Source organism: Paenibacillus sp. ISL-20 (genome assembly GCF_018613005.1).
Classification (GTDB): Bacteria; Bacillota; Bacilli; order Paenibacillales; family Paenibacillaceae; genus Paenibacillus_AQ.
In genome coordinates, this window is record NZ_JAGGRD010000014.1 from 72,454 (window position 1) to 86,014 (window position 13,561).

Annotated in this window: 14 protein-coding genes and 4 pseudogenes; 2 read left to right on the forward strand and 16 right to left on the reverse strand. The window is 44.9% G+C overall.

Annotation, left to right across the window (positions count from 1 at the left end; genetic code table 11):
* Positions 1-174: 174 nt before the first annotated feature.
* The 11 genes and pseudogenes from J7E85_RS08840 to J7E85_RS08875 form a co-directional block, all read right to left on the reverse strand.
* Positions 175-519, reverse strand: a complete 345-nt coding sequence (locus J7E85_RS08840) for a hypothetical protein (protein ID WP_215156958.1) — start codon at positions 517-519, stop codon at positions 175-177.
* 6 nt (positions 520-525) lie between these two features.
* Positions 526-957 (reverse strand): SHOCT-like domain-containing protein, encoded by a 432-nt coding sequence (locus tag J7E85_RS08845; protein ID WP_215156960.1) that lies wholly within the window; start codon positions 955-957, stop codon positions 526-528.
* A gap of 79 nt (positions 958-1,036) precedes the next feature.
* On the reverse strand, positions 1,037-1,402 hold the full coding sequence (locus tag J7E85_RS08850; RefSeq protein WP_215156962.1) for a DUF2089 domain-containing protein: 366 nt from the start codon (positions 1,400-1,402) through the stop codon (positions 1,037-1,039).
* Positions 1,403-1,723: 321 nt separating this feature from the next.
* Positions 1,724-3,544, reverse strand: a complete 1,821-nt coding sequence (locus J7E85_RS08855; protein ID WP_215156964.1) for a sensor histidine kinase — start codon at positions 3,542-3,544, stop codon at positions 1,724-1,726.
* The gene (locus J7E85_RS08860; protein WP_215156966.1) at positions 3,541-4,218 is read right to left on the reverse strand and encodes a response regulator transcription factor; all 678 of its coding nucleotides are present in this window, start codon (positions 4,216-4,218) and stop codon (positions 3,541-3,543) included. The genes J7E85_RS08855 and J7E85_RS08860 overlap by 4 nt, the downstream gene beginning before the upstream one ends.
* Positions 4,219-4,397: 179 nt before the next feature.
* The gene (locus J7E85_RS34525; RefSeq protein ID WP_285228800.1) at positions 4,398-4,529 is read right to left on the reverse strand and encodes an SGNH/GDSL hydrolase family protein; all 132 of its coding nucleotides are present in this window, start codon (positions 4,527-4,529) and stop codon (positions 4,398-4,400) included.
* A complete protein-coding gene (locus J7E85_RS33920; RefSeq protein WP_353049477.1) occupies positions 4,526-4,741 on the reverse strand; it encodes an SGNH/GDSL hydrolase family protein in 216 nt (71 codons plus the stop codon). Before J7E85_RS33920 ends, J7E85_RS34525 begins: the two co-directional genes overlap by 4 nt.
* Positions 4,742-4,772: 31 nt before the next feature.
* Positions 4,773-5,156, reverse strand: a complete 384-nt coding sequence (locus J7E85_RS33925) for an SGNH/GDSL hydrolase family protein (protein WP_251035580.1) — start codon at positions 5,154-5,156, stop codon at positions 4,773-4,775.
* A gap of 151 nt (positions 5,157-5,307) precedes the next feature.
* Positions 5,308-5,508, reverse strand: a pseudogene (locus tag J7E85_RS33930) (hypothetical protein); the annotation flags it as partial.
* Between the two features lie 243 nt (positions 5,509-5,751).
* Positions 5,752-6,321, reverse strand: coding sequence for a YdeI/OmpD-associated family protein (locus J7E85_RS08870; RefSeq protein ID WP_215156968.1), 570 nt, complete (start codon positions 6,319-6,321; stop codon positions 5,752-5,754).
* Positions 6,322-6,400: 79 nt separating this feature from the next.
* A pseudogene (locus tag J7E85_RS08875) lies at positions 6,401-6,864 on the reverse strand (VOC family protein).
* A gap of 98 nt (positions 6,865-6,962) precedes the next feature.
* On the opposite strand from J7E85_RS08875, the gene J7E85_RS08880 reads away from it, so the two are divergent.
* A complete protein-coding gene (locus tag J7E85_RS08880) occupies positions 6,963-7,880 on the forward strand; it encodes a helix-turn-helix transcriptional regulator (protein ID WP_215156970.1) in 918 nt (305 codons plus the stop codon).
* A 496-nt stretch (positions 7,881-8,376) separates the two neighbouring features.
* Here the strand turns inward: J7E85_RS08880 and J7E85_RS08885 are convergent, their stop codons facing one another.
* Complete coding sequence (locus tag J7E85_RS08885; RefSeq protein ID WP_215156972.1) at positions 8,377-9,273, reverse strand: LysR family transcriptional regulator; 897 nt, start codon at positions 9,271-9,273, stop codon at positions 8,377-8,379.
* A gap of 144 nt (positions 9,274-9,417) precedes the next feature.
* On the opposite strand from J7E85_RS08885, the gene J7E85_RS08890 reads away from it, so the two are divergent.
* Entirely contained in the window at positions 9,418-10,437 is a 1,020-nt protein-coding gene (locus tag J7E85_RS08890; protein ID WP_215156974.1) for an alpha/beta fold hydrolase, read from the forward strand.
* A 370-nt stretch (positions 10,438-10,807) separates the two neighbouring features.
* Here J7E85_RS08890 and J7E85_RS08895 read toward each other — a convergent pair.
* From J7E85_RS08895 to J7E85_RS08910, 4 genes and pseudogenes are all read right to left on the reverse strand, one after another.
* A pseudogene (locus J7E85_RS08895) lies at positions 10,808-11,555 on the reverse strand (ABC transporter permease).
* Positions 11,556-12,316: pseudogene (locus tag J7E85_RS08900) on the reverse strand (ABC transporter ATP-binding protein). It abuts the pseudogene before it with no gap.
* 13 nt (positions 12,317-12,329) lie between these two features.
* The gene (locus J7E85_RS08905; protein WP_215156976.1) at positions 12,330-13,193 is read right to left on the reverse strand and encodes a pentapeptide repeat-containing protein; all 864 of its coding nucleotides are present in this window, start codon (positions 13,191-13,193) and stop codon (positions 12,330-12,332) included.
* Positions 13,194-13,207: 14 nt separating this feature from the next.
* Complete coding sequence (locus J7E85_RS08910) at positions 13,208-13,537, reverse strand: PadR family transcriptional regulator (RefSeq protein WP_215156978.1); 330 nt, start codon at positions 13,535-13,537, stop codon at positions 13,208-13,210.
* Positions 13,538-13,561: the final 24 nt, after the last annotated feature.

Sequence of the window (13,561 nt, forward strand, 5' to 3'; positions counted from 1 at the left end):
CATCTACAATTTCAGAAGCAGTCATCACTTTATCCCTCCCATTCAATTCATCATTGTAATCACATGAAAAACTTAACACAATATATATCTTACGGTCAAGCAGCATCATTTACGTTATATTTCTGCATCCTTTGGTTCTGCAACGTGTAGAGAGGCAATAAATGAAAGATTCGCCTACAATTTAATCAACACTTCCGTGCCGTCCTGAGTCTGTACATCGACCAGAACCGTTCCTTTGCAACATTGCAACTCCTTGATGAGCTGCCTGATCGCTTGCTTCGTGCTACCGTTTTCGAGAATCGACAGCACCAGCTCAATCCCGAACCGGCTGCTGTCCGAATCGAAATCACCCTTCCGGTTCAAGTGCTCACTCGCGTGTCCGTCATGGTTGCTTAGCCAATCCTTCATTTTGCGCTGAACTAAATTGGAAGTTAGGATACCGCTCCCCATACGCAATACGGCATATGGGACTGGAATCGTAAAAGCGTGTTCCTTGCTCTTAACCTTCACTATCATCATGACTCATCACTCAATCACAACAGTGACGGTATCTTTTTCACCGGAGCGGATGTCAACGATTTGCCCGTCAAGCTCGTTCTCGATTGCATCGATCAGCAGATCAATATCGATATCCTTCACATATTTCGCGGCCTGCGGAATATTGGACGCGATGCTGTGCCCCGCTCCGAGAACGGCCTTCACTAGTTTAATCGGCAAATTGATGTTGACATTATCGTTCTCTTGGGAGGTTACCCGTATTTTCAACGTTTTGTCTAAATAACCGCCGGATGAAGGTGACAATTTCTTTGAATAGTCGGGTTTCCCCAGCACCTGCACGGCATGTGATGGATGAGCCGTTTGCTTCTCCTTTAGCGCGTCGATCAACTCCGAAGCCTTGTCAGAATCAATTTTGCCTTCCTGCAGCATGGACAGCACTTTACTGATTTCTTCTTTCATCGTTTCTTCCTCCTAAAAGTTTTTTGTGAACGATGCTTCCTGAATCGGCTTCGTAAAAACTCGCTTCGGAAGCATAGGCTCATTCATCCTTCAACATTTTGACCGCTTCATCCGCGGTGATATCGCCATTCTCCAGCATGGAAATGACTTTCTTCTTATCAACTTCCGGCTTCTTCCGCGTATCATATCCGAGGGCTGTAATGATATCATTGAGCTTGCCCCGCACCGTCGGGTAAGATATGCCCAGCTCTTTCTCCACTTCCTTTATATTGCCTCTGTTTACTAGAAAGGTGATCACAAAATGGAGCTGTTCGGGCGAGAGTAGAGCCAGCTTTGATAATTCAAACGTATTCTCAATCGTTGTTCGGCAATGTCCGCATTCCAGCTTGACGGCGTGCAGCGGATGGTCGCATACAGGACACTGTGTGATGATGGGATATTTCATACTCTACCCCTTTCTTTTTTTGAATTATAAATCAATATATTCAATTTGTAAATGCACATAAAATTAATTTATTTAATTTGTTTATTAATTATATTTATTCATTGAGTTATTATCCCAAAAAAAGCTGACCGATTATTTTAATAATAGGGGAAGGTGCAGAAAAGGTGCAGATGAAATAAACATAAGAAAAACATCTATCGACGTACTTTCTCAGTAGACAGACCGCATTTAGCGGAAGTTTTTCTTGCGAGATAAGGATGCTATGCCTCGGATGTTTATACTTTCTTATCTCTTAAATTAAAAAAAGCGCAGAACCGGGTTCTACGCTTTCTTATGCAAATGAAAATAGAATAGGACTCCATTGGGAGTATTGGTTACACCATATGGGGCACCATGCATTTCCAGAATCTTTTTGGAGATGGAAAGGCCAAGCCCAGTCCCTCCAGTCGACCGTTTTCGGGAAGGCTCGCCGCGATAAAACCGGTCCCAGATCTTCTCAAGCTGTTCGCCTTGAATGCGGGCTCCTTTATTCTCAATGCATACTTTAACGGTATCCCCATCTTCCAAGATACTGACGAGAATGGACTCCTGGTCCGGCGTATAGCGAATCGCGTTGCTGAGGAAATTGACAACGACTTGCTCAATTCGCCGCTCATTAGCCAGCACTTCGACAGGTTTCAGTGACATATCAAGATGCAATTGCTTTGCCTCGATGTCCGTAGCCAATTTTGCGCATACCCGCTTGATAACGGCGTCGATATAAAAAGAATCCATATCCATGGTATACGTTCCGGATTCATATTTGGCCAATTCCAGCATATCCACGATCAGCAGATCCATTCTCTTGACTTCGTCCTCCATCGCCTTGAAGTAATAATCCCTTTTATGGCTTGCCACCCCGTCCTTCATAATGGCCAGGCAGCTCTGAATGACACTTAGAGGAGTTTTCAGCTCATGGGATACGCCGGATATAAATTCTTTTCTCGTATTCTCCAGCTGCTTTTCTTTCTCGATGTCCTGCTCAAGCCGAAGAATATGAGAGTGCAGGCGCTCGGAGAGCTCGTTAATGTTGCGTGACAAGTCCCCGATTTCATCCTTCGTTGTGATAGGGATTTTTTCCGAAAAATCAAGGTCTGCCATTTGCCGTGTGGTACGGTTGATGCGCAGCAGTGGCCGGGTGATCTGACGAGAGTAATAGAACGATGCCAGCACCACGAGAAGTAGAGTGGCAATAATGATGTACACATAGTAATTTTTGATCATCCCTGCCGCTTCATTGACTGGCTGGAGTGACGTCATCGCGAACAGGTATGCGGGATTTCCGTCGTGATCTTGAATACGATTCACGAAAATTTTGTAATTAACATCGTTTTCTTCATAATCTACGATCTGATTGGCGTTCTTGCTATCCTGCCAGTCGCCGTATAATAGATCCGCTTGGAAAGCTTTAATAGGTTCCAGTAACAAGTGGTTGGTATAACGCGAAACTCTTGCACCTTCCGGTGTCCGGACTTTCGTAATGGTTCCTTTGACCAGAAATGTGGGATATTTTTCACGATATTGGAACGCGTTGGCATATCGATTGACGACCTCGCCCTCTTTCCTCACCATATGCCGATTTTCCAGCCGACTTTCATCTCTTAGACTGGAATCGCCCCTCCCCATCCGCTGAATAACCGGCTGTCCATTCATGATCAAGCCTTCCATGGCGATCTCTTCCCCTTCTTCAATCCAGGGAGTGAGGAACGGATTATCGCTGCTGAAGTCCTCTACGTTGATAAAACTGTACAGAGGTAAGGTCATTGTTTTATTGGAAAACATAACATCATCCGAATGTCCCAGCTTGATTTCCATGAAAAAATCGTCAGTATACTTTAAATTACCTTGAGTGTCCACAGTCGTAATCCAGATGTTATGCTTTTGATACAAATCTTGCTCCAGCTTTGCCGTCTCCTCCGTGTCCGCTGCATGATTTAGGTAGTCTTGTTCATAAGCCAGAAGGGCCGCTTTCACGTCCTTCACTTTCTGATGAACATAATACTGTTTGAAAAATACGGTCTGCAAGGTAAAGATAACGGCAAGAATGAATAAGCATAATCCCGTCGTCAATAGGAACAGCTTAAGAACAATGCCTTGTTTCATAACTTGTCCTCGAACTTATAACCTGATCGAACGATCGTGGCAATATGCTTGGCATGCTCCCCCAACTTGGAACGCAAATTACGGATATGGCTGTTGACGGTCCGATCGTCACCGACAAAATCATACCCCCAGATTTTTGTAATCAGCTGTTCTCTGGTTATAATAATTCCTTTGTTTTTCATCAGATACGCCAAAATTTCAAATTCCGTATGCGTTAAACTGCTGTTTTCCCCATCCACCTCAACCGTTCGGGATGGAAAGTGAATGGAAATACCGTTGCTGGACAATGTACTGTCTTCCTGTTCCCGAGTCTGTTTGCTCTCCAAAAGCCGCTTCGCCCGTGCCAGCAGGATTGGAGGGCTGTACGGTTTAGTTACGTAGTCGTCGGCTCCAAGTTCAAAACCCATCAAGGTATCATCCTCATCCGAACGGGCCGTCAGCATGATAATCGGAACATTTGATACTTTTCGAATGCGTTTGCATACGGACCATCCGTCCAATTCAGGGAGCATGATATCCAGAATGATCAGATCCAGCTCATGTTCTTGAAATAGCGCCAGAGCTTTTTTGCCATCGTCCGCTTCAAGCACTTCAAAACCTTCTTCAAGCAAATAATCTTTTATGATTTCTCGTAAAATCTGCTCATCTTCTACAATCATTATTGTTTTAGACATGTGACAACCTCTCAAGTTTTAATGAGCATGACATTAGCCCTTAGACTCACCAGTATGTGCATCATTTGGATAGTAACACTTTTTCAAATACTAGACAAACGTTGTTATCAAGACACAACTCTAATCTATTTTGGGACCAAAACCGCAAATCTGGCGGATCTCCTAAACCTGCCACTTCCCTACTTTACGAATTCCATCAGGTAATCCAGAAGCAGCGGATAGAAATCCAGCTTAAAGTGAACTCCGTTGTCCACGTAACGGATTTTGTTGGCGGCAAAGAGCGGTGACAAGTCCACGTAATCGACTTTCATTTCATCGGCCAACAGATCAAGTGCTGGGTTGAAGAGCCGTCTTCATCGTATTGAATCTTGTGCTCCCGGAAAATCGGGGCAACGTCAATGTAGTCTACTCCCTTCTCCTTCGCCATCTTCTGCAGAGCCGCATTGAATGTTTCAAACTGTGGGTTCATGGTCGTACTCAACGGTGTTGCGGTATCTATCGGCGTAATCGACAGTACGTACACGCGCGCCGTCGGCAATGGTTCCCTTACTCGATCAACCAGTTGTTGTGTAACGCTGTATGAACGTCTTCTTCGCTTCCTCCGTCGGTTCCCCTAGATCGTTCTGTCCCATTGACAGGAGCACGTGCGTCGGCTTGCGGATCGTGATCTCTTCGACATTGTCCAGCGTAGATTGGACCGTTGCGCCCAATCCCCCCATAACGTTTGCCCCAGGCAGCAGGTCCTCGTTTGTCAGTCTTCCGATAATAGAGCCGCCTACGAACAAGCTGCTGCCGAACAATTCCTGGACGCCATTCACAGGCTCCTGCGTCGTACCGAGCTCAGACTGACCCTTGTTGTCAGCCACACTACAGGCGACCAGGGTCGATAGTATCACTGTTGACAAAAAAATGCTTACCCAGCGTTGTATCATTTTCACACACAATAACTCCTTTCTTGCAAGGTATCCCTATCATAGGATAAAGAGATCAATTTCAGGTGCAGAAAAGATCAATTCGTCTGCAATTTATTTTTCGTTACCATTTTAGGAAGAAAGGCAATACCGAGGGGAATGACAACGGGTAGGCTCAGGCGCATAGAACCTCGTTCGCACTGATCGTTAGGGTGCCGCTTAAGTCTTCATCATCATGAACGATGCTGCGAGCTTCGTTTCATTTGTTTACCACGCCTTCGATATGAGTTAACAAGCGTTTACTCACAGTTGTAAGAACGAGCTGCTTGCCCAAGCAGTTTAGTTTAAGAAGGATATGGAAAAGTCCGACTAGGATAATAAATTGGAGTGAATAATGCGGAGAAGGTGGACCATGAATAACAAAATGAATGAATTAAGGCGCTATTGTACGCGGATATGAACCTGAATTTGAAGAAGTTGAAAAAGCAGCAAATCATCTTGAAGAATTTTTTGAATTCATTATGTCGAACACAATAGAGTTCCAATGACAAAATAGGTAAGGCACACAACCTTAGTTCGGTACTTAACCGGACTAGGGTTGTGTGCCTTCAACCCAGAAATATCAATAATCTAGTAGACGGCCATTATCGTTCCATTGACCGTACATTTTATTCTCTCTCGTGTTGATTATGAATTTGTCTAATCTGCTCTTATATAATTCCGGCTGATTCTTATTGCTTTGTATCGTGTCGATCCGAACTCTTCTATAAAGATCTGGAAATGCCATGAAATTCTCATATACTTGCTTTTCCTCTTTTAGTCTTTGCTCAATAACTCCATCGATTCTGAAAGAATCGTGATCCATCTCAGGAAGAACCATTCTGCCTTCGTCTCTCATGAACCCCAGCTTTTCGAGTCGGCGGACACGCTCTTTATTTAATTCAGTCCATGAACTTTTTTTACTCCTAGCCGATAGTCTCTGAGCCAGCTCTCTTTCAGAAATTTTCTTTTTGACGCCATCAATCCATCCAAAGCATAATGCTTCCTCAACGACGTCCAAATACAACAACTTATCAGGGGTTGGCGTCATACTAACCAAGACCCAGCAAGACTTCTCAGTCTTGCCATGGTTCTGCAGCCAAATCCTTAAATCCTCTCTCGATTTTGCTGGAATTACATGCTCAATTTCCATAGCTAAAACCCATCCTCCTCCTCTCTAATGAGAATATCAAAACATGGCCCTTTCATTGGAAGGCCATGTTTTGAATGAGTTACTGTTTGTTTGAAATGACTCTATCAAGGAAGCGATCTGCGTCACTATTAAATTTCCAGGCAACTCCGAATTGATCAACCAGCATTCCAAAACACGAAGACCAAGGAGTATTAGATAACGGCATCACAACATGGCCGCCAACAGACAAATGATTAAAGTACTCTTCCAATGTTTGTTTATCGTCCATAACTAGACTTATAAGTACGTTGTTTCCTTTCACCAACTCACCCATCACCGCCTTCATGGAAGGCAAAATATCCGACATCATAATTTTCCCGCCTGCAAATTCTACCGAAGACTCCATGATCATATTGAGTTCATTTTCTGGCAACGGATAGTTTGGATCCTGCGGAAAATCCCTAAATTTCACTTTTTTACCTCGTTCGCATTTAGAGCCTCCGAATAAAATTCAATTGCTCTTTCTGCGATTCCATCAAAGTTTAAATATACAATAGCTGACATAAAGTTGTACCTCCTTCTTTTGATAAATGAAGTATAATTTATTAGTGGTGACAGACGCATGTCACCATTTAAAAATTTGTACCAAAAGAGGGGCAGCTATGGAGAAAGTTGAGAGATTAATATCCATTATCATGATATTGCTGAAAAAAGATATCGTTGCAACAAAAGAATTCGCACAATTATTTAACGTTTCCAAAAGAACGATTCTTCGCGATATGGAAACACTAAGCTTATCCAACATTCCCATCTATTCAGTTCATGGAATTCATGGTGGGTACGGTATTATGGATGAATACAAGGTGGATAAACGTCTTTTAAGCAGCTCCGACTTAGAAAATATATTGACTGCACTCGGCGGATTGGAACAAATTCTAATTAGCGAGGAAGTTGAAATCACGATTAAAAAAATGGAAGCCATGGTTCACCCCATATCACTGAAAAGTTCAGTCCGACTTTCATTTTATGATTGGGAGGGTCGGTCCGAGATTCTTCAAACCTTGAAGACATGCCAGGAATCGATAATAGGGAGAAAGTTAATTTCATTCGATTATATAGATAAAAATAGCATGATAACGAATCGAATTGTTGAGCCATATCAGCTTCATTTTAGCGAAACGAGTTGGTATTTAAAGGGGTTCTGTTTACATCGTCAGAGCTATAGAACATTTAAATTATCCAGGATCGATAATCTCAATATGGATGAAGAAACCTTTATCCCTAGAGATTATACATTAGAACAAAATGAAGCCGGTTATCAACCTCAACTTGTTACTATCAAGGCGTTGATTGTGCCCAGTATAAAAGATCAATTCATTGAAAGATACGGTCGCAAAAGCATTGAAAACTTTAACTCTGAATATTTCTTAGCCACTATCCATATTCCTCAAAACAATATTGGATTTCAATTTTTAGCAAGTTTCGGTACGAATCTAGAAATCGTAGAGCCCCAATCCTATGTTGAAGAATTCCGTAATTATTTGCTCAAAATGGTAAATAAATATTCCCGAAAGCTTTAAAAACGCCATGGATCTGCACAAACCCGATGTGGATATTCTGGTAGGGACGGATGTATCCCCCGTGTCTGTTCCAATCTTGGTGATCCAACAACGAAGATCTCGGATTCCTTGTCAATCAAATCCGTGTGGTTCAATGGTGTGCTTCAGTTAGGTTAATATAGTTAAGGCGACTGATGAGTGAATCAACGCCCCTTTTAAAGCTTATCGTCCCCCCCTATGTGTGAGGACTGTGGTTCCGCTATTTGTTTTTTTTCTGCTCATTAGCGGATGTATGAGGACATGAGATCCGCTATTGTAGGTTATCGCAGGCTAAATTTGTGGTTATGGGTAGATTAACGGAACATGTGTCCGGATAGACTCCCAAATGAACCGATTTTCGGTAAATAGCGGATTATGTGTCCGCATGGACCCAATAACAGCGCGTTTTTGCAGTAATCAGTGAATCCTAGATCCGCACGGACCCAAAAACATTCGTTAAAATAGGTTAATCAGTCTTTTAATCCTCCTCTATAGCAATAACCTCCCTTGCTGCTTCTATGAAAGATAATATGATGGGTGAAAGCCACTTATCTTTATGCCATAACATCTGTGTATACACGTGCAAGTCTGGAATTTGCCATGGAAGAGCAACAAGTTCGCCCCGTTTAATTTCGGCTTCCGCTACGATTTCAGGAAGAAAGGCGATACCAATTCCCGAAATTGCACATTGTTTAATGGCTTCGGCACTTTGAAACTCTAAATAAGTAATAGTATCAATGCCCTCTTTCTCAAATTGCCGGTCAAACATGGTTCGATAGGGACATCCTTTTTCATTCGTAAGAAACACTTGTCCATGAAAGTCTTCCAGCTGCAGTACCGTTGGTTTCACAAGTGGATGGTCAGGAGCAGCGAATAAGCGGAAAGTTTCTTCCACCATCGGCTCCACTGCAAGTCCGCTCGAGCGAATGGGTTCGTCCAACATAAAGACGACATCCGCGGCTCCTTCAAAGAGCGCTTGCTTGAGTTCTTGATTGGGAACGGAGCGGAAGATGAGACGCACTCCTGGATAGCGTGCACGAAATAGTTGAAAGACAGCTGGAAGCCGATAGGCGCAAATAACCTCATTGGCACTGATCGTTAGGGTGCCGCTAAGGTTTTCATTATCATGAACGACGCTACGGGCTTCGTCCAATTTGTCTAAAACACTTTGGATCTGAGTTAAAAAGCGTTTACCCGCTGTTGTAAGAACGAGCTGCTTGCCCAAGCGGTCAAAGAGACGAACACCAAGCTCATCCTCCAAGGCTTTCATTTGCATCGTGACGTTGGAGGGGACGTAGTTCAGCACTTCCGCAGCCCGACTGAAATTTAATGTTGATGCAACCGTGCGGAACGTGTTCAGTTGGCGTAATTCCATTATATGATCCCCCTTCTTACTTTCAATAATATTGAATACTACTTTGAATTTTGTTCACTTTTATTGAGAGTATCACGAAACTATACTGAGTACAAGAACTACACGCTACATGTGTCGTTTCATTTTGAAGGGAGAGACAATACGATGGATTATGAAATTTTTGATTTGGGTGACGTAATCTTACAATCAGGTGTGACGTTACCGAGCGCTTTTCTTGCTTATAAAACTTATGGAAGATTGAATGAAAAGAAAGATAATGTCATCGTCTATCCGACTGCTTTTGGCGACCAGCATATTCAGAATGAATGGTTGATTGGTAACGGCATGGCACTAGATCCGCGAGAATATTTCATTATCGTTCCAAATCTATTGGGCAACGGGTTATCCTCGTCTCCCAGTAACACGCCTCCCCCATTCGACCGAGCTCATTTTCCGCAAGTAACCATCTATGACAACGTTAAATTCCAGCATCGGCTGTTGACCGAAAAATTCGGCATTCAAAAGATCGCTCTCGTCGTTGGATGGTCAATGGGAGGCATTCAAGCATTCCAATGGGGGACAAGTTATCCTGACATGGTGGAACGAATTGCACCTTTCGCTGGAGTTGCCAAGACTTGGCACCATACGTATGTCGTTCTGGACGGAATGAAATCTGCGCTTATGGCTGCAGCCCGCTTCGATTCAAGTAAACTACACCAGTTGACTTCTGCAGACATGCGCGCCGTTGGCCGTGTCTATGCGGGCTGGGGCTTATCGCAGGCGTTTTACAGAGAGGAGCTTTATCGTGAGATGGGGTTTGACTCATTGGAGGATTTTGTGGTTGGCGTCTGGGAAGATAGCTTTATGAAGATGGATCCGCACAATGTCCTGGCCATGTTATGGACAGGACAACATGCAGATATTAGTGCAAACCCCTCCTATAACGGAGATTTCGATAAGGCTCTCAGAAGTATTAAAGCGCATGCCTGCATCATGCCAGGGAGCACGGATCTCTTCTGCTCAGCGGATGACAACGAATACGAGGCTAACCTTATACCTAATGCTCTTTTTAAACCTATCGATTCAATCTGGGGCCATATTGCCGGTCGCGGAATCAACCATGCCGATAATAAATTTATTGATGATAACCTAAAACGCTTGTTGACGCTTCGTACAGACGCATAGATCATCACTGAGGTCACCAGAACTTACTGGTTGACCTCCTTTTTGTGTAGTCGTGCTTGCTAAGCAGTTCTGCCCATTAGCTAAATACGGTCGCCAGTCTAATGCCCATATTTTCTTTTGACAACAACAACAGTTACAGCACAATGTTCTTGTTCCTTTTCGGCAAAGGAACCAAGTCCTTGTCATAGACTGGGGACAAGAACTTATACCGATAAAACAAAAAGGCCGCTAAAATAGCGACTTTTAATGGGACAATGTTCATTATCCATCGACACAAGCCTACGATTATGTCTCCTGGCTTGGCGTTTTCTTTAATGCAGCAGCTAACGTGAAAATAAAGTTCTAGACTGCGCTTCGTTCCTTAATTATTTCACACCCGCTTTTTATACACCCTCATCGCAAAGAAATACGCTACGAGCAAAATCCCAACACACCAGGCAAGAGCGACCCATATATCATTGCCCACCGGCTGACCTGACAGCAGCGCACGAATGGCTTCCACGATCGCGGTCACCGGCTGATTTTCGGCAAAGGCGCGAACGACCGATGGCATCGACTCGGTCGGCAACAAACGCCGAGCTGATAAACGGCAGGAAGATGATCGGATAGGAAAAGGCGCTTGCGCCATCCACCGATTTGGCGGACAGACCGGCGATCGCCGCGACCCAAGTCAATGCCAGTGTAAACAGCATGAGTGTACCGGCTACCGCAAGCCATGGCAGAATCCCAGCCGACGAACGAAAGCCCATAACGAGCGCTACAAGAATAATGACGACAACCGATATGGCGTTGGATACCAGCGATGTCAGCACATGCCCCCACAATACAGTAGAACGTGAAATCGGCATGGTGTGAAACCGCTCGAGTATGCCCCGTTGCACATCGGTGAACAGGCGGAAAGCCGTGTAGGATACCCCGCTAGCAATAGCAATTAGGAGTATGCCGGGCAATAGGTAATTCACATAGTTATCCGTTCCGGCTTGAATGGCGCCGCCAAACACATAGACGAACAGTAACATCATCGCGATTGGCATGACAGTGACCGTGACGATGGTGTCCATACTGCGGGTAATATGGCGCATGGAGCGCCCGAGCATAACACCCATTACCGCCTCCATTTACATTACCTCCTTCTTGCCGACGATTGCAAGGAATATTTCCTCTAACGACGGCTGTTTTTCAACATACTCCACCTTCGCTTGCGGGAACAGCTTTTTCAGCTCCGAGAGCGTGCCGTTTGCGATAATCCTACCTTCGTGCAGAATGGCAATTCGGTCGGCAAGCTGCTCAGCCTCCTCCAAGTACTGCGTGGTGAGAAATATCGTCGTACCTCCAGCGGCAAGCTCCTTGACAATCTTCCAAACCTCAATGCGCGACTCGGGGTCAAGTCCGGTGGTCGGCTCGTCGAGGAAAACGATCTGTGGTTTTCCGACGAGACTCAAAGCGATGTCAAGCCTGCGACGCATACCTCCTGAATAAGTAGACGCCCTGCGGTCGGCAGCCTCTGTCAGACCAAAACGTTTAAGCATGTCGTCTACAACCTGACGCGGATTTTTGAGGTAACGCAACTTGGCTATCATGATCAGATTTTCCCGGCCTGTCATCATTTCATCCACGGCGGCAAATTGCCCGGTCAGACTGATCGCCTGTCGCACATGGTCGGGCTTGGAGTAACGTCGAATCCGTTTACGCTGACGGTTCCGCTGTCTGGTTTGAGCAGCGTGGTCAGAATTTTGACAACCGTTGTCTTGCCCGCCCCATTGGAGCCGAGCAGGGCGAAAATACTGCCCTTTTCCACTTCGAAATCAACGCCTTTTAGGACTTGATGCTGCTTGTAGGACTTTTGCAGTCCAATGACCTGAATCGAATTATTTGGCATAACTTCCTCCTCCTTATCGAACTGTTACCTTGGACAAATCGGCCTCCAAGCCTTTTAGCGCCGCATAGGTCAGCTTATCCATGACTGCACCATCAAAGCAGATGGTTTTGATGGCACGGTAATACTTCTTGGACAACGAAGACCCTTTGAAAGACACATTCTTGAGTATAGCGTTCTTAAACGAAACCTCGTTCAGTCCTGCCTTATCAAATTTGACGCCGATAAAGGTTTGCCCGTCAAGACACAGGCCTTCCAGACTGGATTTACTGAAGTCCACTCCGTCAAAGATACAGCTTTCAAAGATTGTTTTACTAAGATCGGTCAAAGTCAGGTTGACGTCGGTCAGTTTTACGTCTATGAATTTTACTCCGGCCAGCCACGACTTGCTGAAGTCGGTACGTACAAGAATGGATTTGTTGAAGCTCGAATCCGCAAGGTCATTAGCAGATAGGGTGCAGTCAGTCAGATTTGCATTGTCAAAATTGGCTTCACGCACATCACTGCTCGCAAATATGCTGCCCGTCAAGTCGGCACCTGAAAAGTCGGATCCCCGCATTGCACTCGCCGTAAATTTTCCTTTATGCGCGATAACGCCCGCGAAATCGCTCTTTGCTAGGTTACTTGCACTGAGGTTTGTCAGCACCTGCCGCTCCAGCGAACGGGAGAGGTTGGCAACCTCCTGTACGGTTTGCTCAATGTCCCCTATGCTGTCAATAGTCATCTCAAAAGCGGTTTCATCATCCTTGCCTTCGGCTTTGAGCTCGCGGAACCGCTCCTGCAAATCGGAAAGCAGGTCGGCCTTTAATTCGGTGACGCTTTTCACCCCGTCGTATGGTGCAAAAACGCTGTTCAAATAGTTGTTCAATTTCTCATTCATAACATCAATCCTCCCTATAATAAGTTTTCAAGCACGCGCTTTGCGTACTCCCAGTTGCTCTTGTTGCGTTCGTAAGTCACCTTGCCCTTTTCGGTAATCCTAAAATATTTACGCCGTCCTCCCTGAGATTCATCGCCCCAATACCACTCGATATCACCGTCCGCCTCAAGCCGGCGAACGCTGGAGTACATCGTGGCTTCCTTTAATTCATAATCGCCACCCGAGCGCTCGGCAATTAGCTTGACAATTTCATAGCCGTAGCGGTCAGCTTCGGACAAGAGCCGCAAAATCATTGTGTCGGTATGGCCGCGTAATAGGTCGGATGTGATTTTGTTATCGCTCATATAAGCACCTCCACATCTGTGTGA

What these genes read in the sequence shown, in the direction of transcription:
- J7E85_RS08890 (WP_215156974.1), top strand. Translation starts at nt 9,418, where the DNA reads ATGGATTATGAAATTTTTGATTTGGGTGACGTAATCTTACAATCAGGT.
- J7E85_RS08870 (WP_215156968.1), bottom strand. Translation starts at nt 6,321, where the DNA reads ATGGAAATTGAGCATGTAATTCCAGCAAAATCGAGAGAGGATTTAAGG.
- J7E85_RS08880 (WP_215156970.1), top strand. Translation starts at nt 6,963, where the DNA reads ATGGAGAAAGTTGAGAGATTAATATCCATTATCATGATATTGCTGAAA.
- J7E85_RS08845 (WP_215156960.1), bottom strand. Translation starts at nt 957, where the DNA reads ATGAAAGAAGAAATCAGTAAAGTGCTGTCCATGCTGCAGGAAGGCAAA.
- J7E85_RS08855 (WP_215156964.1), bottom strand. Translation starts at nt 3,544, where the DNA reads ATGAAACAAGGCATTGTTCTTAAGCTGTTCCTATTGACGACGGGATTA.
- J7E85_RS08905 (WP_215156976.1), bottom strand. Translation starts at nt 13,193, where the DNA reads ATGAATGAGAAATTGAACAACTATTTGAACAGCGTTTTTGCACCATAC.
- J7E85_RS08850 (WP_215156962.1), bottom strand. Translation starts at nt 1,402, where the DNA reads ATGAAATATCCCATCATCACACAGTGTCCTGTATGCGACCATCCGCTG.
- J7E85_RS08885 (WP_215156972.1), bottom strand. Translation starts at nt 9,273, where the DNA reads ATGGAATTACGCCAACTGAACACGTTCCGCACGGTTGCATCAACATTA.
- J7E85_RS34525 (WP_285228800.1), bottom strand. Translation starts at nt 4,529, where the DNA reads ATGAAAGTCGATTACGTGGACTTGTCACCGCTCTTTGCCGCCAACAAA.
- J7E85_RS08860 (WP_215156966.1), bottom strand. Translation starts at nt 4,218, where the DNA reads ATGTCTAAAACAATAATGATTGTAGAAGATGAGCAGATTTTACGAGAA.
- J7E85_RS08910 (WP_215156978.1), bottom strand. Translation starts at nt 13,537, where the DNA reads ATGAGCGATAACAAAATCACATCCGACCTATTACGCGGCCATACCGAC.
- J7E85_RS08840 (WP_215156958.1), bottom strand. Translation starts at nt 519, where the DNA reads ATGATGATAGTGAAGGTTAAGAGCAAGGAACACGCTTTTACGATTCCA.